We start from the raw sequence: 21,841 nt of genomic DNA, 5'->3' as shown, positions 1-21,841 counted from the left end.
GACGGCCTGCCCGGTGTCCCCGGGAGCCGGCACCCCGCCCCCGCCCGACGAGGACGGCGGCGCGGCGGGACCCGCCCGGAGAACGAGAAGTGGCCGTGCCCGATCACCGGGCACGGCCACTTCTCGTCGGTGCTCGCGGGTCAGCGCCCCAGGACGGCGGCGAAGACCCCGGTCAGCACCTGCTCCGGGTCCTCGGCCCCGGCCGGGCTGCGCCAGGCGACGTGCTGGTCGGGGCGGACCAGCAGCGCGCCGGCGTCGGTGATCTGCCGGACGGCCTCCCACCCGCCGTCCACGTCCGCGAACTCGGCGCCCGCGCCGACGACCGCCGTGACGAGCTGGACGTCGAGCCGCTCCGCGATCCGCGCGGCCGCCTCCGCCCACGGGGAGCCCTCCGGCCCGGTGATCAGCGTGAAGCCGGTGCGGCCGGTCAGGTCCAGCGTCGACAGCCGCTTGCCGTCCTTGGTGATCCAGGCGTGCGGCAGCCGGTGCCCGGGGCGGGAGGTCGGCGTGTGCTCGTTGCGCATCGGGACGCGGACCGGCGGCTCGGTCCCGTCCGGCAGCACCGCGCCGGCCTCGTACGCGAAGCCGACCTCCATGTCGAGGGACTGGCAGCCGCCGCGGTGGGTGTGGAAGATCTCCAGGGCGCGGGCCCGCACGGTGTCCCCGAGCCAGGACGGGTCGAAGTACGACTCCAGGCGCTGCTTGCGGCGCCCCGCCGGGATGTTGTGGCCGGCGCCGACCGCGTCGATCACGGCCTGGTGGTGCACGGCCGCGGAGACCGCCCAGTCGACGTTCTGCCGGCCGATCGGCCGGCGCTCGGCCTCGTAGGTGTCGATCAGGCTCTCGGGCGCCCGCCCGCCCAGCACCGCGGCCAGCTTCCAGGCCAGGTTGTGCGCGTCCTGGATGCCGGTGTTGAGGCCCAGTCCGACTGCGGGCGGCTGCTTGTGCGCGGCGTCGCCGGCGATCAGCACCCGGCCGACCCGGTAGCGGTCGGCGAGGATCGCGTCCACGATCCAGTCCGTCACCTTGTGGACGGTGATCTCCAGGTCCGGGATGCGCAGCAGCTCGCGGATCCGGGGGACGACCGTCTCGGCGTCCCAGCGTCCGGGCGGGCCGGGGGCGAAGTGCAGGCCCCACTGCTCGCAGGCCTTGCCCCAGCTCGGGCCCATCTCGATCAGGTTGCTGGAGAGGTCCGGGTCCTCCGGGCTGAGGAAGTGGGTGATGAGGGTGCCCTCCTCCCACCACTCGGACAGGTCGGCGGAGAAGTAGGCGGTCGTGGTGTTGACCAGCCCGGGCGGGCCCTCCATCCGGATGCCGACCGCCGGGCCGACGAAGCGGCCGCCGTCGGCACCGATCAGGTACTGCGCCTTGACCGTGGTGACCTCGCCGGTCTCCACGTTGCGCACCTCGGCGAGCACGTGGTCGCCCTCGTCGGAGAAGGTGGTCACCTCGTGGTTGAAGAGGACCCGGCCGGGGTTGCGCTCCTCCGCGTGGCGGCGCAGGATCGGCTCCAGCCACATCTGCGGGAGCTTGGCCGGCAGCACCGGGCCGATCGCCGCGTAGGACTCCTCCAGCTCGCCGCCGCCGAAGGCGTCCATCTCGTGGATCAGCCGGCGGTCCAGCGGGCCGTCGCCCGCGAGGGTGGTCTGCCAGCGCACCTTGCCGAAGTACTCCAGCGGAGCGGCCTCGGCGAGCACGTCGTCGGCGACGCCGTGCTGGCGGTAGATCTCCATCGTGCGCTGGTTGAGGTAGTGGGCCTTCGGAATCCTCGACGTCTCCGGATGCCGTTCCACCAGCAGATGCTCAACGCCCTGGTCGGACAGGAAGACGGAGGCGGACAGACCGCATCCGCCGCCGCCGATGATCAGGACCGGAACCTCGATTGCTCCCATATTCGACCTTCCAGAAATGACGGATGCCTTGCCCCGCAGCCTGGCAAGGCGCTCTTCAGCTCCGGTCAAGAACGGGTCGACTCCGGGTGGGCGCACCCCGGCGCCGCAGCGCCTCCGTCCCACCGCGGCACCGCACCTCCGCCGCTCGGCCCCGGGCCCCGGGCCCCGGGCCCCGGTGCAGCGCGCCCCGGCCGGGCGGTCACCGCGGTGACCGGCCGACCGGGGCGCGGGGCGCCCGGGCGCGGGTCAGCCGGCCCAGACGCCGTCGCGCATCATGCCGCGGCCCGCCAGCTCGTTGGCCTCCCGCCAGGCCTGGATGCGCCGCGGCCGGATCCGGAAGTACTGGTAGGGCTCCTTGAGTTCGCGCGGGTCGAACCCGGTCTTGGCGGCGAACGCGTCCCCGGTCTCCCGGCCCAGCTCGGTGAGGTCCACCGGCTCCGCGACGCCGTCGACGATCACCACGTCGCGGGTCGGGCCGAGGCCCAGCCGCACCCGGCCGTCCGCCAGCAGGTTGCGGCCGGTGACCGAGTCGCGCGGCGTCGAGACGAGGATCGCGCTGCCGTCCCAGAGGTAGGACAGCGGGATCAGGTGGACGCCGCCCGGGCCGTCCGGGGAGCCCGAGGACGCGACCCAGAGGTCGACGTCCTCCTCCAGGCGGGCCCGGGTGTCCCGCAGCCGCTCCTCCAGTCCACGCGGTGGCACGTCCGTCATGCTTCCTCCATCGATGTCAGGGAGGCTCCCCGGCCGGGGAGTTCTCCGTCGGTCGCCGGTTGCGCGGTGGCCGCCACGGCCGCGAACGCCCGGACGGCGGCGCGCACTCCGATGATGTCGTGCGCGCGGTGCACCGCGAAGCGCACATGGCCGTTCGGCAGCGGCAGGACGCGGACCCCGTGGCCGGCGAGGCGTGCGGCGCACTCGCCCGCGGCCAGCCCCGGCACCCGCGCCATGACCATGTTGGTCGGCCGGGGCGGGCCGATCAGCTCGACGCCCGGCACCGCGGCGAGCCCGGCGGCGAGCGCGGCGGCCGTCCGGTGGTCGGCGGCCAGGTCGGGGAGGCGGCCGAGCGCGACCAGGGCGGGCGCCGCGAGGACGCCCGCCTGGTGCAGGGAGCCGCCCAGCCAGGTCCTCAGCTCACGGGCCCGCGCGATGAACTCGCCCGTCCCGCACAGCAGTCCGCCGACCGGCGCGCCGAGCCCCTTGGAGACCGAGAAGGCGACGCTGTCCGCGGGCTCCGCCAGCTCCGCCGGCCGGACGCCGAGCGCCACCGCCGCGTTCGCCAACCGGGCGCCGTCGAGGTGCAGGTGCGCGCCGTAGCGGTGGGCGAGCGCGGCCACCGCGCGGGTCGCCCCCGCGTCGAGGGCGTTGCCGCAGCGCATCATGCTGGTGTTCTCCAGGCAGACCACCGTCGGCCGGCCCGCCCCGGCGGCCAGCAGCGCGGCCAGCGCCCCGGGTTCGGGTCGGCCGTCGTCCAGCTGGGGCACCGTCAGCAGCTCCGCGCCGCCGAACCGGCGCAGCCCGTCGGACTCCAGGAAGGCCATGTGGGCGCCGGATCCGACGATCAGCCGCGGACCGGGGGCGCCGGGCGGGCCGAACGCCGCGACCGGGGCGAGCAGGTTCGCCATCGTGCCGGTGGGGGTGAGCAGGGCGTCCTCGGTGCCGAGCAGTTCGGCCACCGTCCGCTCCAGCCGGGTGACCGTCGGGTCGTCGCCGTAGACGTCGTCGCCGACGGCCGCGCCGGCCATCGCCGCGCGCATCCGCGCGTCCGGCACGGTCCGGGTGTCGCTGCGGAAGTCGAGCCCGGCCCCGGGCGGCGCCACCGCGGCCTACCGCCCCGGCCGGTGGGCCACCCAGACGGCGCGGGGCCTGGTGTAGCCCTCCACCGCGTGGACGCCCAACTCGCGCCCGTAGCCGGAGCTCCCGAGCCCCCCGACGCTGACCGACTCCTCGGTGTCGCCCCAGGTGTTGACCCAGACCATGCCGGCCCGCAGGCCGCGGCCGAAGCGCTCGACCCGGTCCGCGTCCGAGCTCCAGACCGAGGCCGACAGGCCGTACCCGGTGTCGTGGGCGAGCGCCAGCGCCTCGTCCTCGCCGCCGAACGGGACGACGGACAGCACCGGCGCGAAGAGCTCCTCCCGCCAGGCCCGGCACCCGGACGGCGTGCCGTCCAGGACGACCGGGTCGACGTAGAACCCGCCGTCGAGGTCGCGCCGCACCCCGGAGCGCCCGGGCGGCAGGATCACCTTGGCGCCCCGCAGCGCCGCCTCCTCCACCGCCTCGGCGGCGCGGGCCGCGGCGGCCGCGCTGATCAGCGGGCCGAGGTCGGTGTCCGGGTCCTCCGGCCGGCCGACCCGGAGGGCGGCGGCCAGCCCGGCCACCCGCTCGACGAACTCCGCGTGCACGGCCCGGTCGACGACCAGCCGCGTCCCGGCCACGCACATCTGGCCGGTGTTGCCGGTGAACCCGGTGACGACGGCCCGGGCGGCCGCGTCGAGGTCGGCGTCGCGGAACACCACGACGGGGCTCTTGCCGCCCAGTTCCAGCGTGACGGGCTTGAGCCCGTCCGCGCAGCGCCGCGCGACCTCGCGCCCCGCCGCCGTCGAGCCGGTGAACGACACCATGCCGACGGCCGGGTGGTCGCAGAGCTGCCGTCCGGTGTCGGCGCCGCCGTACACGGCGCCGAGCACGCCCTCCGGGAAGAGCCCGGCGGCCCGCCCGACCAGGTGGCGGACGGAGAGCGGGGTCTCCGGCGCCGGCTTGACCACGACGGTGTTGCCGTAGGCGAGCGCCGCGGCGACCTTCCAGACGGCCAGCAGCAGCGGGTAGTTGTTCGGGGCGATCGCCGCGCACACCCCGACCGGCACCCGGTCGGTGTAGCTGCGCACGCCCGGGCCGGCCGGGTGGGTCTCCCCCACCGGGTACCGGGCCGCCGCGGCGAACCAGTCGACCACCCGGGCGGCGAAGTCCACCTCGCCGAGGGCGCGCCCGGTGGGCTTGCCGGTGGTGCGCCGCTCCAGTGCCGCGAGTTCGGTGCGCTCCGCGCGCAGCAGGCCGCCGAGCTCCCGCAGGAGGTCGCCGCGGCGGGCCGGGGAGGTGTCCGCCCAGTCGCCGTGCAGCGCCGCCCCGGCCCGGCGCACCGCCTCGGCGACGCCGGGGGCGTCGGTGTCCGGCAGACGGGTGACCGGCCCGCCGGTGGCGGGGTCGAGGAGCGTCCGCCCCCCGGCGGTCATCCGAGGACCCCGGCGCGGCCGGCGAGCCGCAGCCCGGCGTCGAGCGCGGCGACCAGGCCGCGGAAGTCCGCGGGCCCCAGACCGGCCCCGGCGCTGCCGAGCAGCCGCAGCCGGTAGCCGTCCGGGTGCTCCCACCAGGCGTCGCAGGCGCCGAACTCCGCGCTGACGTAGCCGAGGTGGAGGGGCCGGCCGTCGAGGTCGTGCAGCTCCTCGGTGGCGGGGTGCTTGTCCCGGACCGGCGGGAACTCCAGGCGCCCGCCGCCGCCGCGCTGCGCGGTGAGGCGCAGTTCGCCGCCGTCCGCGCAGGTGTAGACGACCTCCAGCTCGCGCACGGCGGCGCCGTCGCCGAAGGTCGCGGCGCTGTCGGCGCGGTACCCGGCGACCGACAGCGGCACCCCCTGCCCGGTGAGGAAGGCGTCGACCTCCCCGGCGGGGACCCACTCGCCCTCGTGCTCCCGCCCCCGGCGGTGGAACAGGAAGACACCGGTGGGCACCGACACCATGTCGGCCCGGTGCCGCGCCCAGTAGCTCAGCTCGGAGAACGGCGTGGCCAGTACCCGCGGCACCGCCTCCGGCACCGCCGGCCGCAGCCCGGCGAACAGGGCGACCAGCTCCTCGTCGGTGAACTCGCCCTCCAGCACGGAGAGTTCGACGGTCGTCCCGGCCAGGCGGGCGCTGCCCGCACGGTTGCGCAGGTAGTCCGTCCCGAGCCACGCCACCCGGCCCCCGCCGATCCCGGACGCCCGGTTCTCGCTGCCCCACAGGCAGGGGTGGTCCGCGGCCGGGAAGGCCCAGTCGTACCGGAACTGCTTGAGCCGCAGCCGGCGCCCGCCGCCGGCGACCTCGGTGCGGTAGCCGGCCGGGTTGGCGTCGCTCCACGGGCTGCGGCCCTCGGCGTCGACCCGCCCGGGCGGGGCCTCGCGGCGGAGGGTCCCGGCGCCGGCGGTGCAGCCCGCGGGCAGCACGGTCGGCCGCCAGACCACGAAGTTGCACCAGTCCTGTGCCAGTTCCTCCGCGATCACCGGGGGCACCGGGTCAAGGTCGGCGGGGCTGTCCAGGATCTGCCAGCGCCACTGCGGGACGGAACTGCTCACCGTGACTCCTCGGGTGGGTTCTGAACTCCGCGAGGTGGTCCAGCCAGGCGGAGGTTGAGGCCAGGAACATCCATTCGCCGACGCCCAGTTCGGCGCGGAGCCCGGCCGGAAGCGGCGGCAGGCCGAAGGGCGCGCCGAAGCCGTCGGCGAGCTCGGTCAGCCGGCGCAGGTAGCCGGGGTCGGTGGGGGTCGGGAACCCCTGCTTGCGGCGGTGCCGCACCGACTCGGGCATCAGGTCGGCGAGCGCCTCCTTCAGCAGCCCCTTGTGGCTGCTGCCGGGCTCGCCGGTGTCCTTCAGGTGCTCGGGGCAGCGGAAGGCCAGTTCGGCGAGGGCGACGTCCTGGAAGACCGGCCGGTCCTCCAGGGTGAAGGTCGACGAGGTGGCGTCCACCATGTCGTTGACGTAGACCAGGAAGCGCCGCAGCAGGTGGTGCCGGCCGCGCTTGAGCGGGGACGCCGTCTTCAGCGCCCGGTACTCGTCCATGGTGCGGGCCCACACATTGTCGGTGACCGCGGACATGTCGACGCCCAGCTCCTGCGCCATCCAGCCGACCAGCCGGGCCCAGACCGGCCGTTCGTCGGCGTGCAGCCGGTGGGTCAGGTAGTGGCGCCCGTGGATGTGGGTGGGTGCGTACGGGTCGACGACGGGGAAGTAGCGGCCGGCCTGGTAGCCCCAGAGCTCGTCGGCGCCGTGGCCCGAGTAGACGACCACGTTCCGGTCGGCGGCGACGGTCCCGTAGAGGTGGTGCATGGCCAGTTCGGCGCCGTGCAGCAGCGGCCGCATCAGCCGGGTGGGCAGCACCGGCACCAGGTCGGCGGCGGCCTCGCGGCCCAGGTCGCAGACGGTCAGCGGGACGCCGAGGCCGGCGGCGACCTCGGCGGCGTACGCCACGTCGTCGCCCGAGCCGCCGATGCCGTCCTGGTAGCGCAGCACGTACCCGTCGACGGGCACGCCCGCCCTGGTCAGGGCCGAGACGACGGCCGTGCTGTCGACACCGCCGCTGATCACCGCCGCCCGCGGGACGTCGGAGACGGCGCGCTCGGCGACCGCCCGGTCGAAGGCGTCCCGGATCTCCTCCGGGGAGACCAGGCCGTCCACCGGGGTGGGCATCCAGTAGCGGTGCGTCCGGGTGTCCGGCCGGTCCACCACCAGGTACTCGGCGGGCTGCAGGGACCGCACGCCGCGCAGCCAGGTGTGGTCGTCCGCCGCGTCCATCCGGATCCAGGAGCGCAGCACGTACTCCTCCGGGTCCACCTCGGGGGTGACCAGGCCGGTGCGCAGCAGCACGCCCTGCTCGGAGGCGAACAGCAGTCCGCCGTGGGTGAAGGCGTAGAACAGCGGCTTCACCCCGAAGTGGTCGCGGGCCAGCACCACGCGGCCGGTCGCGGTGTCGTGCCAGGCGAGGGCGAACATGCCGGACAGCGGGCGCAGCGCGGCCGCCGGGTCGGACTCGCGGCAGACCTGCTGGAGCGCGAACTCGGTGTCGCAGGTGGTGCGGCGGGGCCACAGCGGCGCCCCGGGCGCCCGGGAGCCGTAGACCTCGCCGTTGTGCACCAGCACGACCCTGCCGCCGGGGTCGGTCATCGGCTGGGCCCCCGCGTCGCTGCGGTCGCGCACCGCCAGCCGGGTCGCGCACAGCATGACGGTGCCGCACGAGGAGACGTACGGGGCGCCGGCCCCCTCGCCTCGGTGCGCCATGGCCGCGGTCATCGTGCGGCCCAGGGCGTCCAGCCACCCCGGGTCGCGCCGCCCGTCCAGGCTGATGAAGCCCGCTATGCCGCACATGCGTCACGCTCCGGTTCCGGCCACACCCGCCACAGCCCGGCCAGCGCGTCGGTGAAGACGTGCTCGATGCCGTGGTGCCCGCCCTCGTGCTCCCGGTAGTCGTGCGGGACGCCGTGCGCCTCCAGGGCGGCGTGCAGCGCGCGGACCCCCCAGTGCATGCCGTACTCGTCGCGCTGCCCCACGCTCAGGTGGAGCAGGCCGAGGCGGGACAGCCGGTCGGCGTGGGCGGGCAGCATCCGCACCGGGTCGTGCTCCAGCCAGCGCCGCCAGACCGCGTCCCGGAACAGGCCGGTGCCGGGGTCGCAGGGCAGCGCGTCCGCCGGGGTCGTCGCCGGGTCGTCGGCGTAGCACATGCCCATCGCGATGATGCTCATCGCGACCATGAACGGGACGTCGTGCGGGCCGCTCGCGCGGCGGGCCAGCAGCGCGTCGACCCCGCCGGCCGCCCGGACGGTGTCGAGCGTGCCGGGCACCAGCGGCAGGTAGCAGTGCTCGAAGCCGGCGTCGGGCGAGCAGGCGACCACCGAGCCGAACAGCTCGGAGGTCATCCCGGCGACCAGCGCGCCGTAGCCGCCGCTGGACTTCCCGCCGACGGCCCGCCGGGCCGGCTCCGCCAGGGTCGCGAACCGCCGGTCCACCTCCGCCACGACCTCGGCGAGGAACCCGGCGTACCGGCCGGAGGCCGCGGAGTCGAGGTACTGCGAACCGCCGTACGCGGTCGTGCAGTCGGGGACGACGAGCAGCGCGGCCGGCACCCGGCCGTCCGCCATGGCCTCGCGCAGGCGGTCGGCGACGGAGGCGCCGAAGGACAGCGCCCGGCCGCCGAGGCCGGGGTACGCGCCGAAGCCCGGCAGCCAGTACACCACCGGGAAGCGGCGGATCCCGTCGTACCCGGGCGGCAGGTGCACCTCGACCCGGCGCCGGTGCGGGTCGCCCAGCGGGTTGCCGCGCAGGCTGCCGCTGTCGAGGTCGAGGACGACCGGGGCGTTCACGTGCCGCTCGCCTCCCTCAGCGCGCGGTCCACGTGCCGCGTGTAGAACGACGGGTGGTGGAAGACCGCGGAGAGCAGGACGCCGTCGCTGGCCCACAGCGCGAAGGAGCTGCCGAACAGCAGCTCGCCGGAGAGCAGGGCCTCCAGCGTGCTGGCCGCGATCTCGGTCCAGCCCTCCGCCCCGGTCAGGTGGCTGCGGGCCGGCCCGGCGCCGAGCCTGGTCACCCGGCCGGCCACCGGGTCGAGCAGGAAGGAGCTCTCGCCGCCGGGGTTCTCGTACAGCGAGACGACGTGCCGTCCGGCGCCGCCGTCCATCGCCCGGTACCAGTAGTCGGTCGCCACCAGGCGGTCCAGCAGTTCGCGCAGCAGGTCCTCGCAGTTGCGGGTCTGCCGGCCGACCCGGTCCGCGGCGGCGTCGAACGGCGGCACCCGCACTCCGGGGTCGAGCGTCACCGCGGCGTAGACCTGCTCGAAGTCGTACCCGTCGGGCCCGACCGGCCCGTCGACCAGGGCGGTCTTGCCGTCCGCCACCTCCAGCACCTGGCCCGGGCCCCACAGCAGGCCGTCGCGGCCCAGGTCGGCGAGGCGGCGCAGGGCCTGGACGGGCGTGAACGGGAACATCGCCCGGTTGCACCAGTCGTAGTCGTGCCCGTCCTCGCCGCTGACCCGCCAGCCGAACGAGGAGGGCACCGTGACGGCGGCCGGGATCGACGCGACGTAGCGGTCGAAGTTGGCGACGGCGCGGGCGCGGACGGCGTCCGGGTCGGTCAGCGGGCGGCGCTCGGTGAGCACGCCGGGCGGCGAGACGCTGTGCGCGGGCACCAGCACCGCGTCGAGCCGGGGGGTGTCCTCGCGGCGGAAGGCGGCCACGGTCGCCTCGTGCAGGAGGGCGTCCCCGCAGAGCATGACGGACGCGTCGGCGGTCTCCACCAGCACGCTCATCTCGGGGAAGGACACCGCCGAGGGGAAGGTCCGCAGGACGGCGCCGCCGAGGGTCACGGTGTCGCCCGGCGTCACCGGGTGCAGGCGCTCGAAGCCGAGCCGGCGCAGCGTCCAGGCCATCGCCTGGTGGCCGAGCCCGGAGGCGGTGAGCTGCGGCGGCACCGGGCCGGCCGGGTACAGGCAGGTGACCCCGGTGCTCCGGCGCGGGCTGTCGTCGAAGTCCACGTCGGCGCCGTCGACCAGGCGCCGCAGGGAGGGGAAGTGGTGGTGGTCGAAGTGGTGGTGGCTGAGGACGACGTAGTCGACGCCCTCGTCCAGCACCTCCCGGACCAGGTCGTCGCCCAGCGGCGGGTGGTGCTCCCAGAAGCGGTCCAGGCGCTGGGTGAGCCACGGGTCGAAGAGGATCCGCTCCGTCCCCGTCTCGACCAGGACGGCGGCGTGCCCGAGGGAGGTGAGCCGCATCAGTCCGCCGCCTCGTACACGCAGCGGAAGCCGACCTCGTTGTGCCGGTCGGTGATCAGGTCCTTGCCCCGGTAGAAGGTGGTCAGGCAGGCCGGGGGCGAGGTCCAGGTGCCGCCGCGCAGGACGTGGAACGCCTCCTTGCGGTTCATGAAGTCCAGCGGGTGGCGGCCCTTGAAGAAGGGGTCCATGTCCTCGCCGGTGTAGAAGTTCGTCCGGGTCAGCTCCCAGACGTTGCCGGACATCTGGAGCACCCCGTACGGGCTGGCGCCCTGCGGGAGGGCGTCCGCGGGCAGCACCGGGTGCTCGGGGTTCGCGCCCTGCTCGATGGTGATCAGCAGGGCCTCCAGCGAGTCGAGGTCGGCCACCTGCTCGCCGAAGGACCGCTCGACGTAGTTCACCCGCTCCGGGTCCCACTGCTGGCCCCACGGGTAGCGGCGGCCGTCCACGCCGCGGGCGGCCTTCTCCCACTGCACCTCGCTGGGCAGCGTGCCGCCGGCCCACCGGGCGAAGGCGTACGCGTCGTACCAGTCGACGCCGACGACCGGGAAGTCGGGCGCGTTGAAGCGCGGGTCGTGCCAGTGCACGGGGCGGTGCGAGCGCTCCAGCGGCTGGTCGGGGTGGTCGAACTCGCCGGAGTCGCCGACCTCCTCCAGGAACTCGCGGTAGCGCGCGTTGGTCACGGTGGTGCGGTCGACGAGGAACGCGGGCACGTCCACGGCGCGCAGGGTGCTGTCGTCCTGCGCCATCCGGAAGGCGTCGGGCTTCTCGTCGGCGCCGATGATCGCCGGGCCGCCGGGCACCAGGACGACGTCGGGGTTGCGCCGGGGGCGCTTGCGCACGGCGTCCAGCCGGGCCCGCATGTCGGTGAAGTACTCGTCCTCCAGGCGGCGCAGTTCGGCGGGGTCGCGGGTGCCGAAGATGCTGATCAGGGCGCGCTTGGTGAGCGCGGCGCCGCAGCCGACGGGCTTGCGCGCCCAGTCGGGCCGGGTGAAGTTGCTGGGCCAGCCCGAGATGCGGATGAGGTCGGGGACGGCGGTGGCGATCCGGTGCTCGGTGATGACCTTGAGCGCGGTGAACGCGACCCAGTCGACGGTGTCGTGGGTCGCGGCGGCCACGGCGGTGTCCGCGGCGGAGTCGCCGAGGTGGTGCTCGGCGAGCAGCCGCACCGCGCCGGCCCGCACCGGCCACTCCGGGTGGGAGACCACGAGGCTCGCCAGCAGCGGCACCCCGTCGGCGGCCCGGCCCTTCTCCTCGGCCAGGCCGAGGACGCGCTCGACCGAGGCCCAGTAGCGGTCGTCGGCGGAGTCGTCGATCACCAGCAAGTCGGCGGGGACGTCGATGACCTGTGTTACGCGATTTCCTACCATCTCAACCTCTCTCGGACGACGTGCCGCCCGTACGGAATCGAATTCCATACGGGCGGCGCATTCGCTGGTCAGCGGATTACCACTTGCTGGTCTCCTGCTGGGCGTCGCGGCTGTCCATGAAAGTACCGTCGGACATGTTCCACTCCTTCCTGAACCAGTTTTCACGAGGCCGGACGACCTCATGGCCCGAAAGCTTAGGCAGGGCCGCCGGAACGCGGCAACGGCCGCATTCCGGCATCACTTGAACATGAACGGTCCGGTATTCCTGTGGGTGGGTCCGCGAGGATCCGACATCAGCGAGGGAGAGAGAGAAATGGTTGATCCCCATTCCCCTGACCTGCGGGAGAACGGGTTCGCCCGGCTCCCCGGGCTGGCCGCCGGCGAGGTGCTCGACCGGCTCCGCGGCGCGGCGGGCCGGCTGGCCGACCTCGTCCGCGACCGCACCGTCTCCACCGGGGACTTCGTGCTGGAGGCGCCCGGCATCGGCGGCTGGGCGGCCTGGCAGCAGGGCTCCGGCGCCCTGCCCGGAGTGCTCCGGTCGGCCGACCGGATCCACGAGCACGTCCCCGAGTTCGACGCCGTGCAGCGCTCGCTCGGCCTGGCGGACGACGTGGTCGGGCGCGCCGTCGGCGGACCGGGCACGCTGGTCAACGCCTTCCTGTGGGCCAAGCCGCCCGTGGTGGGCTCGGCGAAGCCCTGGCACCAGGACATGGCCTTCGCGCCGCCCGGCTTCGGCACCGGCGAGCACGGCATCGTGACGGTCTGGATCGCGCTGGACCCGGCCACCGAGCGCAACGGCTGCCTGGAGTTCCACCCCGGCTCCCACCTGCTCGGGCTGCTCCCGCACTCCGGGGACCGCGAGCGCCTGCCCGGCGAGGCGCCGCTGGCCCGGGCGGTCGAGCCGCACGTGGCGGACGAGCACCTGCCGCGCACGACCGAACCGGTCCCGGTGCCGCTGGAACCCGGTTCGGCCGTCGTGTTCGACGGTCTGGTGCTGCACCGCTCGGCGCCCAACACGACGGCGGCGGAGCCGCGCACCGCGGTCAGCTTCGTCTACCGGGTGCCGCTGCCGTCCTGGTCGAGCCTGGAGCCGGCCGCCGTCCACCGCTGAGGTTCGACTGCGGCCGGTCCGCGCTCGAACGCCGCCTCAGCCGCGCTCGAGCCCGTAGAACGCGGCCCCGTCGAGGTGCCGGATGGTGTTGAGGTCGCGCTGCACGACCTCGTCGAGGTCGTGCAGCAGCGTCACGATCACCGGGTACGTCAGGTCGTCGACCGTCCGCCGGATCGGCTGGCCCGGTTCCACCAGGGTCGCCAGGGCGTGGAAGCCCTCCAGCGCCTCGATCCGCTCGATCCCCCGGTACTCCTCCAGCAGTCCCTCCACCGGCGAGACCATGCCGAAGATCGCGCAGTACCTCCGCACCCGGTACGGGCGGCCCGCCCGGGCGTGGAAGCGCTCGGGCCGCAGGTAAGCGTCCACGGTCCACTCCGGCTGGGACTCGCCGATCGCCAGCCCGGCGGTCGCCGGGATGCCGCCGCCGGCCATCCGGGCGCCGACCTCGACCAGGCACGGCCCGTCGGGGGTCATCCGGATCTCCAGGTGCGCCGGGCCGTGCGCGATGCCGAGGGCGTCCAGCACCCGGAACCCGTACGCGGTGAGCGGCTCGACGACCGGGCTGTCGGAGTCGATCAGCGACAGCGCGTCGCAGAGGTCGACGACGCCGTTGGCGCTGACCCGGCTGGTCCGCCAGACGTCGCAGACGTGGTGGCGGCCGTCCCGGCTCACCGTGTTCACCATGTACTCGGTGCCGGCCAGGTACTCCTGCGCCACCGCCCCGCGGTTGGGCCGGGAGAAGACGTCGTCGGCGCCGACGAGGGAGCGGAAGGCGGCGACCGACTCCTCCGGGGTGTCGCAGAAGTGGACGCCCTGGCTGGCCGCGCCGCGCGGCGGCTTGACCACGACCCGCCCGCCGAGCTCCGCGTGCCAGGCGGCCAGCTCGTCCGCGTCGGTGGCCCACAGCTGCCGGGCCGCCCGCAGGCCGGCGGCGCGCACCGCCTCGACCATGAGGTGCTTGTCCCGCCTGGCCGCGCTGAGCGCGGTCCCGTTCCCGGGCAGGCCGAGCCGCTCGGCGAGCTCGTCCGCCAGTTCCACCCCGACCTCGCCGCCGGAGAGCACGGCGACCGGCGAGTACGCCGCGACGGCCGCGGCGGTCGCCGCCGGATCGCCGTCGTGCACGATGTCCGCGATGAAGTCCCCGGGGACGTGCGGCGAACCGCGGTACGCGGCCGGAACATCCCGCGTGCTCTGCACACGGACGACCGAACATCCCTGCTCACGGAATTCCAGGACGAGCGAGCGGACCCCGGCGTAGGCGTCCACCAGCACGATGCACGGGTTTTCCCCAATAGCTGCTGTCATGTGTTCAACGATAGACAGGATCGGCCATCGCCGATATCCGTTCAGCTCTGCCATCCTCCACCCCTGAAGGGGGACGCAAGGAGGAAGAGATGACGTTGTTTCCCACGGCGCTGCGCTCGCCGAATTCCACTCCCGCATTACTGTTCGTCAATACCTGCGGGAGTTTCCTGCTGCTCGTGAGCCTCTCCACCCGGGTCGGTTCCGACACCGGCTCCGGGCTGCTCGCCGGAGCCCTGCTCAGCGCGCCCTGGCTGCCCGCCCTGCTGCTGGCCGCCCCGCTCAACCGGCTGCTCGCCCGCCCCGCCCCCGAGCGGCTGGTCCGGCTGGCCGAGGCGGCGAGCCTGGCCCTGACCGCGGCCGCACTGCTGGCGCCGGGCCGCGCGCTGCTGGTGACCGCCACCGTGCTCGTGGTCGTCCGCGGGTACTTCGAGGCGATCACCCGCTCGGCCACCGCGGTCGTGCTGCGCGGCGCCGTGCCGCCGGAGCGGCTGGACCGGGCCAACACCGTCGCCGAGATCGGCAAGCTGACCGGGGTCAGCGTCGGCGCCGCACTCGCCGGGCCGGCCGCCTCGATCCTGTCCCTGCGCGGGCTGGTCGCGCTGAACGTGGCGACGCTGGCGCTCTCCGCGCTGCTCGCCTGGGCGCTGCCCCCGGCCACCGCGGTGGCATCCGACGGCGGCCGGGCCGCCGCGGGCGCCACGGGCGGCACCCGGCTGCGGGTGGACGACCCCGCGCTGCGCCGGCTGCTCGGGCGGTTCCTGCTGGTGGCGTTCTGGCAGGGCTTCCACACCGTGGCCGTGACCGTCGTCCCGCTCGACCTGCTGCACGGCGGGACCCGTCTGGTGGGGGTGTTCGTCGCGGTCTCGGCGGTCGCCGTCTTCGCCGGCTCGCTCGCCGCCCTGCCGGTCCAGCGCCACCTCGACCGGGTGCCCTCCGCCGCCTGGGCGCTGCTCCCGCTGCCGCCGCTGCTGGCGGCGGTGCTGATCGGCCGCACGGTGCCGACCCTCGTGCTGTACGCGCTCTTCCTGGTGTTCTTCGAGATCGCCTTCGTGCACTACAACAACCGGCTGCTGGCCACCGCCTCGGCCGAGGAGCTGTCCTCGGTGGTCACGCTGCGGGCCACGCTGCTGCCGTCGGGCGTGGCGGTGTCGATCCTGCTCGTGGGCGCGCTCTGCGACCTGACGGGCCCGCTGCCGGCGACCCTCGTGGTCGCCGCCGTCACCGTCGCGGTGACCGCGGCGACCGGGAGCACCAGGCAAGTCTGGAGAAGATCTGTAGCGGACGCGTCAGGATGATGGAAGCGGCGGTGAGCGAGGCGTTCGCCCGCGAATTCTTCCGCCCCTGAAGCTAAGGACGTCCGCCATGCGCGTTCTCATCGTGCCGTTCCCCTGGAAGACCCACCTCTTCAACCTGGTGCCGCTGGCGTGGTCGCTGCAGACGGCCGGGCACGAGGTCCGGGTGGCCGGCTGGCCCGACCTCCTCGACGCCGTCACCGGGGCCGGGTTGATGGGTCTGGGCGTCGGGCCCGGCGAGACCCCGGAGGAGCGGAAGCGGCGGGACCAGCGCAGGGCGGGTCCCGCGCCGGCGGCGGGCGGTCCGGCCGGGGGCAGCCCGGCCGGCGGCGGCCCGGGCCGAGGGGGTCCCGCACAGGGAGGTCCCGCGAAGGGAGGTCCCGCGAAGGGCGGCCCGGCCGGCAACGACCTCGGCCCGCTGTTCGACGCCGACCCCGGCCGGGAGCGGCTCGGCTGGGAGGCCGTCACCAAGGTCTTCGACGACCTGGTGCTGCCGCAGGCCCGGCGCTCCAACGACTCGATGATGGACGACCTGGTCTCCTTCGCCCGCGAGTGGCGGCCCGACCTCGTCCTCTGGGGCGCGAAGGCCTTCGCCGGTGCGGTGGCCGCCGCGGCCGTCGGGGCGGCGCACGCCCGGGTGCTGTACTCGGTCGACGTCTACACCCGGATGCGCGAGGACTACCTGCACGCGATGGCACAGCAGCCGCCGGAGGAACGCGTCGACGGGCTGCGCGAGTGGCTCGGCGGCTGGGCCGGGAAGTACGGCTTCGAGTTCTCCGAGGACCTGGTGAACGGGCAGTTCACCATCGACCCGCTGCCGGAGGCGTTCCGCCCCGACCCGCGCCCGACCACGCTGCCGATGCAGTTCGTCCCCTACAACGGGCCGACCGTCATGCCGCGCTGGCTGGCCGAACCGCCGCGGGCGCCACGGGTGCTGATGACCTTCGGGGACTCCGTCAACGACGGCCCGGTGCAGCACCTGCTGCCGGTCGAGAAGATCCAGGAGATCCTGGACTCGGTGGGCGACCTGGAGATGGAGCTGGTCCTGACGCTGCCCGAGGAGTCCCAGCGCAAGCTCACCGAGGTGCCCGCCAACACCCGCCTGGTGGAGTCCGTCCCGCTCTCCGAGGTCCTGCCGGGCTGCGCGGCCATGGTGCACCACGGCGGGACGTGGTCCTTCGGCTGCGCACTGCGCTACGGCGTCCCCCAGCTGCTGATCAGCCGGGCGTTCGACCTCCCGCTGAAGCTCCAGTGCCTCGAACGGTCCGGCGCGGGGCTCTCCATGAAGCCCGCCGAGGTGGACGGCCCCGGGGTCAGGGAGGCGATCGTCCGCCTGCTGGAGGACGAGGGCCTCCGGGCGAACGCGCAGCGGCTGCGCCAGGAGGTGCTCTCCATGCCGTCGCCCAACGAGTTGACCCGCACCCTGGAGGTGCTGGTGCTCGCCCACCGGGCCGGCGCCGCCCCCGCCGGCGCACGCTGAACACCCGTCCGCCCGCACGCTGAACACCCGTCCGCCGAAGCCGGGCTGATCATCGGTCACCAGCCCCCCCGTGCAGGCGGCCCCGCATGTCTGTCCCATGCGGGGCCGCCCGGCAGACGGGTGCCGGAGCCGGACCGGGAGCCCGGCCGGGATCCGGATCAGGAGGCGGTCGGGACCGGGTCCGGCGCCGCCGCGCAGGTGGCGTCGACGAAGGCGCCGGCCGCGGGGCGGGTGCCGTCGCGCAGGTAGTCGCTGGCGTAGGCGTTGAGGCAGGTGTTGCCGTTGGCGGAGAGCGCGGCGCCGACGTTGTGGCCGTCCTTCTCCACGATCAGGCGGGAGTTCGGGAACAGCCAGTGGGTCTCGTAGGCGCCGTAGACGCCGTGCGCGGTGTCGTACTGGGGCTGCACCAGCAGCACGTCCACCTGGCGGTTGCCGATCCGCGGCGTGGGCTGGGCCTTCACCGGCCAGAAGGCGCACGGGGCGTTGTACCAGGCGTTGGTCCAGGTGATGAAGCGGTTCCCGTCGGCGTACTGGCCGGCGTAGTCGTCGTGCCAGGTGTCCCAGTCACGCGGCGAGGAGGCGTCGGTGCACTGGGAGGCGTTGTTCATCGCCTGCCGGTTCTGGTGCGGGAAGCCCGGGACGGTGAAGGTGGCCTTCAGCGAGGTCCCGTCCCCCTTGACGACCCAGTCGGAGAGCACCTTCGCCCGGGATATCCAGGTCCAACTGCGGTAGAGCACCGGCTCGAAGACGTCCGTCCACTCGGCCGGGCCGATCTTGCCGTCGAGCGGCGTGGCGCGCAGCGCGTCCTGGCCCTTGTAGTAGTTCGCCTCGACGGCCTGCTCGGTGGTGCCGAGGTGGTAGACCGAGTCGTACTTGGCGACCCAGGTGAAGAAGATCTTCGCGTTCTCCTCCGAGGTCTCGTTCTTGTCGACGTTGTCGTCGTACCAGGCGCCGCCGGGGCTCACCACGCTGTCGAGCAGCATCCGGCGGACCCGGTTCGGGTACATCGAGGCGTAGATCGAGCCGAGGTAGGTGCCCCAGTCGGTGCCGAAGTACGTGATCTTGTCCTGGCCGAGCGCGATCCGCATCCGGTCCAGGTCGCGCGCGGCGTCCTTGGTGCTGAGGTGCTTCAGGACGTCGCCGTACTTGTCCCCGCAGCTCTTGGCGTAGGCCTTGGCCTGCTCCACCAGCGCCTGCTCGGCGGCGGGCGAGCTCGGCACCGGGTCCGGCTTGGCGTGGCCGGGGTCCACGTAGTCGGGGTCGCAGACGACCGACGGCTCGCTGGCCCCGACACCGCGCGGGTCGAAGCCGATCCAGTCGTAGGCGGCGCCCACGTCCTTGGCCAGCCCGGTGGTCCCCTTGGCGTAACGGGTCGGCAGGTCACGACCGATGCCGCCGGGCCACTGACCGCGGTTGAGGATCACGACGCCCTGGTACTGGGCGTCGGGGGCGGTGTGCTTGGCCCGGGTCAGCGCGAGGCTGATCTTCTGGCCGTTGGGCTTGTCGTAGTCGAGCGGCACCTGCACCGAGCCGCACTCCAGGCCCTTGAGCAGGGCGCCGAGAACGGGGTCGTTGTCCGGACACAGCGTCCAGGAGACGCTGCCGGCGGCCGGCGCGGGAGCGTCCGCCGCGGCCGGGGCGACGGTCGACCCCACCAGACTGGCCGCGATCACCGTCGTGACCAATGCGAGCTTTTTCACGTGATTCCCCTTCTGGATGCAACGCGCTCGCAGCCTGACAAGGACGTCTTTATTTCCGGTCGACGGCGGCTGGACCGGCACTGGAGTGAGCACAAATGGAGAAGCGCCGCGTCTGGAATGCTCCCTAGCATCAATTGACATGATCTCAACCCCAGGAGTGACCATGGCTGACACCGCCACCCAGGGAATCAAGACCGTTCTGCATCCCGTCAAGGACCTGGCAACGGCCAAGAAGCTCTACACCGCCCTGCTCGGCGTCGAGCCGCAGACCGACGAGGACTTCTACGTCGGCTTCGACATCGCGGGTCAGCACATCGGTCTGGTGCCCGGGGCGGGGACGCAGGGCATGACCGGGCCGGTCGCCTACTGGCACGTCCCGGACATCCAGGCGAAGCTGGCCGAGGTGACCGCCGCGGGCGCCACCGTGCAGAACGCCACGGCCGACGTGGGCGGCGGCCGGCTGGTGGCCACCGTCACCGACGCCGACGGCAACGTGCTCGGGCTGCTGCAGGACCGCTGACCCGGGGCAACGCCTCGAATCCCCCTCGAGCGCCCCTCGAGCGTTCCTTGAGGGGGAATCGAGGGCGGCGCCGCAGGCTCGCCGGACGGGGCCGGGCGCGCACGGTCCCCATCCCGCGAGATGGAGAGACCATGGGCAAGGACACCGGGGCGGACCAGGCCTCCACCGAGACCGGGCCGCACCCCGCGGACCGCCACGACCTGATCCGGGTGCACGGGGCCCGGGTGAACAACCTCAAGGACGTCAGCGTCGAGCTCCCCAAGCGCCGGCTGACGGTGTTCACCGGCGTGTCCGGCTCGGGCAAGAGCTCCCTGGTGTTCGGCACCATCGCCGCCGAGTCCCAGCGGCTGATCAACGAGACCTACAGCGCCTTCGTCCAGGGCTTCATGCCGACGCCGGCCCGCCCCGAGGTCGACGTCCTGGACGGGCTGACCACCGTGATCACCGTCGACCAGCAGCGGCTGGGCGGCGACCCGCGCTCCACCGTCGGCACCGCCACCGACGTCAACCCGATGCTGCGGATCCTGTTCAGCCGGATCGGCCGGCCGCACGTCGGCCCGCCCAGCGCCTTCGCCTTCAACGTCCCGCGGCGCACCGCGAGCGGGGCGATGAACGTCGACAAGGGGCGGGGCGAGCGGGTCGTGGTGCGCAAGGCCGTCTACCACGGCGGCATGTGCGCGCGCTGCGAGGGCCGCGGCACCGTCTCCGACATCGACCTCACCCAGCTCTACGACGACTCCAGGTCGATCGCCGACGGCGCGTTCACCATCCCCGGCTGGACGCGCGACAGCTTCTGGACCACCCGGGTCTACGCCGAGTCGGGCATCCTCGACCCGCACAAGCCGATCCGTGACTTCACGGCCCGGGAGATGCGGGACTTCCTGCACGGCGAGCCGACCAAGGTGAAGGTCGACGGGGTCAACCTGACCTACGAGGGCCTGATCCCGAAGATCCGGAAGTCGATGCTCTCCAAGGACCGCGAGGCGCTGCAGCCGCACGTCCGGGCCTTCGTCGACCGGGCCGTCACCTTCGCCACCTGCCCCGGGTGCGACGGCTCCCGGCTCAACGAGGAGGCCCGCTCCGCCCGGATCGGCGGCACCGGCATCGCCGAGGCCTGCGCGATGCAGATCAGCGACCTCGCCGCCTGGGTCCGCGGGCTGGACGAACCGTCGGTGGCACCGCTGCTGGCCAAGCTGCTGCACACCCTGGACTCCTTCGTGGAGGTCGGGCTCGGCTACCTCTCGCTCGACCGGCCCGCGGGCACCCTGTCCGGCGGCGAGGGCCAGCGCGTCAAGATGATCCGCCACCTCGGCTCCTCGCTCACCGACACCACCTACGTCTTCGACGAACCGACCACCGGCCTGCACCCGCACGACGTGCAGCGGATGAACGGCCTGCTGCTGCGGCTGCGGGACAAGGGCAACACGGTGCTGGTCGTGGAGCACAAGCCGGAGGCGATGGCGATCGCCGACCACGTCGTCGACCTCGGGCCGCGGGCCGGCTCCGAGGGCGGCGAGGTGGTGTTCGAGGGCACCCTCGAAGGGCTGCGGGCCAGCGGCACCGTCACCGGCCGCCACCTCGACGACCGGGCCGCCCCCAAGGCGGCGGTGCGCACGCCGACCGGCCGGCTGGAGATCCGCGGCGCCACCCGGCACAACCTGCGGGACGTCGACGTGGACGTCCCGCTCGGCGTGCTGTGCGTGGTCACCGGCGTGGCCGGCTCCGGCAAGAGCTCGCTGATCCACGGCTCGGTCGCGCGCCGGGAGGGCGTGGTGGCGGTCGACCAGTCGCCGATCAAGGGCTCACGGCGCAGCAACCCGGCGACCTACACCGGCCTGCTCGACCCGATCCGCACCGCCTTCGCCAAGGCCAACGGCGTCAAGCCCGGGCTGTTCAGCGCCAACTCCGAGGGCGCCTGCGGCACCTGCAACGGCGCCGGCGTGATCTACACCGACCTCGCCGTGATGGCCGGGGTCGCCACCACCTGCGAGGACTGCGAGGGCCGGCGCTTCGAGCCGGCCGTCCTGGAGCACCTGCTGGGCGGCCGCGACATCAGCGAGGTGCTCGCCATGCCGGTCGACGAGGCGCTGGAGTTCTTCGGCGCCGGCCCCGCTCGGATCCCCGCGGCGCGGCGCGTCCTGGAGCGCCTCGCCGACGTGGGCCTCGGCTACCTCGGCATCGGCCGGCCGCTCACCTCGCTGTCGGGCGGCGAGCGGCAGCGGCTGAAACTGGCCGCGCACATGGCCGACAAAGGGGGCGTGTACGTCCTGGACGAGCCCACCGCCGGGCTGCACCTGGCCGACGTCGAGAACCTGCTCGGACTGCTGGACCGGCTGGTGGACGCCGGGAAGTCGGTGATCGTCGTCGAGCACCACCAGGCCGTGATGGCGCACGCCGACTGGATCATCGACCTCGGCCCCGGCGCCGGCCACGAGGGCGGCCGGGTCGTCTTCGAGGGCACCCCGGCCGAGCTGGTCGCCGCCCGTTCGACCCGCACCGGTGAACACCTCGCCGCCTACGTCGGCCGGTAGCGCCCGGTCAGGGGGGTGGTGGGGGGGGGGGGGGGGCGCCCCCCCCCCCCCCCCGCGCCGTTGTGGGGGGGGGCGCCAAATGTTAGATTTGCGGCCAGAACGGCGAGTGTTAGGGAAGTTCACACCGAACACCCCCCCCCC

General features: G+C 74.1%; 16 protein-coding genes. 5 read left to right on the top strand and 11 right to left on the bottom strand.

The annotated features are described in order from the left end of the window. Positions 1–140: 140 nt before the first annotated feature. The 9 genes from ACIA8Q_RS28285 to ACIA8Q_RS28245 form a co-directional block, all read right to left on the bottom strand. Positions 141–1,892: an FAD-dependent monooxygenase gene (locus ACIA8Q_RS28285; protein WP_360217382.1), complete on the bottom strand. Its 1,752-nt coding sequence runs from the start codon at positions 1,890–1,892 to the stop codon at positions 141–143. A gap of 246 nt (positions 1,893–2,138) precedes the next feature. Continuing rightward, positions 2,139–2,603, bottom strand: coding sequence for a pyridoxamine 5'-phosphate oxidase family protein (locus tag ACIA8Q_RS28280; RefSeq protein WP_360217385.1), 465 nt, complete (start codon positions 2,601–2,603; stop codon positions 2,139–2,141). Further along, positions 2,600–3,709 (bottom strand): GntG family PLP-dependent aldolase, encoded by a 1,110-nt coding sequence (locus ACIA8Q_RS28275; RefSeq protein ID WP_360217388.1) that lies wholly within the window; start codon positions 3,707–3,709, stop codon positions 2,600–2,602. Before ACIA8Q_RS28275 ends, ACIA8Q_RS28280 begins: the two co-directional genes overlap by 4 nt. 6 nt (positions 3,710–3,715) lie before the next feature. Beyond that, on the bottom strand, positions 3,716–5,119 hold the full coding sequence (locus ACIA8Q_RS28270) for an aldehyde dehydrogenase family protein (protein ID WP_360217391.1): 1,404 nt from the start codon (positions 5,117–5,119) through the stop codon (positions 3,716–3,718). Beyond that, on the bottom strand, positions 5,116–6,213 hold the full coding sequence (locus ACIA8Q_RS28265) for a hypothetical protein (protein WP_360217394.1): 1,098 nt from the start codon (positions 6,211–6,213) through the stop codon (positions 5,116–5,118). The genes ACIA8Q_RS28270 and ACIA8Q_RS28265 overlap by 4 nt, the downstream gene beginning before the upstream one ends. Beyond that, positions 6,155–7,999, bottom strand: a complete 1,845-nt coding sequence (locus tag ACIA8Q_RS28260) for an asparagine synthetase B family protein (protein ID WP_396317908.1) — start codon at positions 7,997–7,999, stop codon at positions 6,155–6,157. The genes ACIA8Q_RS28265 and ACIA8Q_RS28260 overlap by 59 nt, the downstream gene beginning before the upstream one ends. Beyond that, entirely contained in the window at positions 7,987–8,991 is a 1,005-nt protein-coding gene (locus ACIA8Q_RS28255; RefSeq protein WP_360217400.1) for an alpha/beta hydrolase-fold protein, read from the bottom strand. Before ACIA8Q_RS28255 ends, ACIA8Q_RS28260 begins: the two co-directional genes overlap by 13 nt. Further along, on the bottom strand, positions 8,988–10,394 hold the full coding sequence (locus ACIA8Q_RS28250) for an MBL fold metallo-hydrolase (protein WP_360217403.1): 1,407 nt from the start codon (positions 10,392–10,394) through the stop codon (positions 8,988–8,990). Before ACIA8Q_RS28250 ends, ACIA8Q_RS28255 begins: the two co-directional genes overlap by 4 nt. Then, the gene (locus ACIA8Q_RS28245; protein ID WP_360217406.1) at positions 10,394–11,761 is read right to left on the bottom strand and encodes an SUMF1/EgtB/PvdO family nonheme iron enzyme; all 1,368 of its coding nucleotides are present in this window, start codon (positions 11,759–11,761) and stop codon (positions 10,394–10,396) included. Before ACIA8Q_RS28245 ends, ACIA8Q_RS28250 begins: the two co-directional genes overlap by 1 nt. Positions 11,762–12,074: 313 nt before the next feature. On the opposite strand from ACIA8Q_RS28245, the gene ACIA8Q_RS28240 reads away from it, so the two are divergent. Further along, a complete protein-coding gene (locus tag ACIA8Q_RS28240; protein WP_360217409.1) occupies positions 12,075–12,872 on the top strand; it encodes a phytanoyl-CoA dioxygenase family protein in 798 nt (265 codons plus the stop codon). A gap of 36 nt (positions 12,873–12,908) precedes the next feature. On the opposite strand, the gene ACIA8Q_RS28235 is transcribed toward ACIA8Q_RS28240, so the two are convergent. Next, complete coding sequence (locus ACIA8Q_RS28235; protein ID WP_360217412.1) at positions 12,909–14,177, bottom strand: ATP-grasp domain-containing protein; 1,269 nt, start codon at positions 14,175–14,177, stop codon at positions 12,909–12,911. 89 nt (positions 14,178–14,266) lie between these two features. Between ACIA8Q_RS28235 and ACIA8Q_RS28230 the strand changes: the two genes are divergently transcribed. After that, complete coding sequence (locus tag ACIA8Q_RS28230) at positions 14,267–15,472, top strand: MFS transporter (protein ID WP_396317907.1); 1,206 nt, start codon at positions 14,267–14,269, stop codon at positions 15,470–15,472. Between the two features lie 67 nt (positions 15,473–15,539). Then, on the top strand, positions 15,540–16,949 hold the full coding sequence (locus ACIA8Q_RS28225) for a nucleotide disphospho-sugar-binding domain-containing protein (RefSeq protein ID WP_396317906.1): 1,410 nt from the start codon (positions 15,540–15,542) through the stop codon (positions 16,947–16,949). Positions 16,950–17,107: 158 nt separating this feature from the next. On the opposite strand, the gene ACIA8Q_RS28220 is transcribed toward ACIA8Q_RS28225, so the two are convergent. Beyond that, entirely contained in the window at positions 17,108–18,649 is a 1,542-nt protein-coding gene (locus ACIA8Q_RS28220) for an alpha/beta fold hydrolase (RefSeq protein WP_360217421.1), read from the bottom strand. 163 nt (positions 18,650–18,812) lie between these two features. Here ACIA8Q_RS28220 and ACIA8Q_RS28215 point away from each other — a divergent pair, with 163 nt between their 5' ends. Both ACIA8Q_RS28215 and ACIA8Q_RS28210 read left to right on the top strand, forming a co-directional pair. Continuing rightward, a complete protein-coding gene (locus ACIA8Q_RS28215) occupies positions 18,813–19,169 on the top strand; it encodes a VOC family protein (protein WP_360217424.1) in 357 nt (118 codons plus the stop codon). A gap of 131 nt (positions 19,170–19,300) precedes the next feature. Next, positions 19,301–21,700: an excinuclease ABC subunit UvrA gene (locus ACIA8Q_RS28210; protein WP_360217427.1), complete on the top strand. Its 2,400-nt coding sequence runs from the start codon at positions 19,301–19,303 to the stop codon at positions 21,698–21,700. The last annotated feature ends 141 nt before the right edge of the window (positions 21,701–21,841 follow it).

Source organism: Kitasatospora sp. NPDC051705 (assembly GCF_044453265.1).
GTDB lineage: Bacteria > Actinomycetota > Actinomycetes > Streptomycetales > Streptomycetaceae > Kitasatospora.
This window is presented reverse-complemented; position numbering and strand designations above follow the sequence as displayed.